The sequence below is a fragment of the Streptomyces aureus genome (genome assembly GCF_001418135.1).
GTDB classification, from domain to species: domain Bacteria; phylum Actinomycetota; class Actinomycetes; order Streptomycetales; family Streptomycetaceae; genus Streptomyces; species Streptomyces aureus_A.
On sequence record NZ_LIPQ01000340.1, the window covers coordinates 1 to 1116 of the forward strand.

The following is a 1116-nucleotide window of genomic DNA, read 5'->3' on the forward strand; positions in this document are numbered from 1 at the left end:
GGGGGGGGGGAGGCAGGAACGGTGACCGTGCTGGTCGGGCAGCAAAACATCTCCAGGGCGACGGCTCGTTTGAATCGGTGCCGAGGACTTGCCGTAGGGCCAGGAACTCGCCTGCGCCACACGGTTACCCCGGTGCGGCTGTCGCAGTGAAACCTCCGCGGCTGCCGTGGGCCCCTGAGCACACGGGGAACTCACTCCTTCGACCAGACGCACGGGATGGTCCCGTGACCGTCGCGCAGAAGGAGAAGTCCATGGCACAGCAGACCTTCGATCCCAACAGGCTCACGTTCGAGCAGGGAGTGGAGCGGATCAAGAACGCTGTCCGCGAGAGCGGACTCGACGTCGAGGGCCGCATCATCACGTCACGGGACGAGGGGGTCGAGAAGGCGATCAAGCTTCTTGAGGTCGACAATGTCCCTCCGGGATTCCGCAAGTGGCAGCTGCCGGTGTACATGGCCTGTGAGTCCCAGCTCTACATCACGGTTGCCGAGCCGGGCGCGCAGGCGTCCCCGCACGCGCACAACGGCGGTGCCGGCATCCGGTTCATCGCGGGCGGTTCTATCGTCTACAACGGCTATGAGCTCACGGCCGGGGACTGGATGTACATCCCGGCGGGCACGGAGTACTCCTTCGAGGTCGGCCGTTACGGCGCGCTGATGTGTTACTGCTACTGCTGCTCCTGCGCCTGAGCAGGGGCCGCCGGGCCCATCCGGAACGCAGACGCTCGCCCCCTCCGAAGGTGTGTCGGGAAAGTTCAAGACCGACGCGTGCCAGGTCCCTAGCGTGGGCGGCATGAACGAGATCCACGCACACCTCGCAAGCTGCGCCGTCGAAGTCGCCCGGGTCACCCGTGGCATCAGCCCGGCGCAGCTCGCCGGACCGTCCGGCTGCACCGGCTGGACCGTCCGAGAGCTCGCCAACCACCTCGTCCTCTACACCTCACACGGCCTCGAACACCGAGCCTTGCGCACCGAGCTCCCCGACGACCTGGTCACGCGCGACTTCACCGCCGACGCCGACTGGCCCGAGCGGTACTCCGCCCAGCTCGACCGGGCGCTCGCCGCCTGGGCGAAGCCCGACGCATGGGACGGCGACGTCGACTTCGCCGGCGGGCAC

General features: G+C 67.7%; 2 protein-coding genes. Both read left to right on the forward strand.

From position 1 onward, the window contains the following. Positions 1 to 251: 251 nt before the first annotated feature. On the forward strand, positions 252 to 689 hold the full coding sequence (locus tag AOK00_RS26070; RefSeq protein WP_159041854.1) for a cupin domain-containing protein: 438 nt from the start codon (positions 252 to 254) through the stop codon (positions 687 to 689). Between the two features lie 103 nt (positions 690 to 792). Beyond that, positions 793 to 1116 (forward strand): maleylpyruvate isomerase N-terminal domain-containing protein (locus AOK00_RS26075; RefSeq protein ID WP_173861634.1); only part of this gene is annotated, 324 nt, incomplete at its 3' end.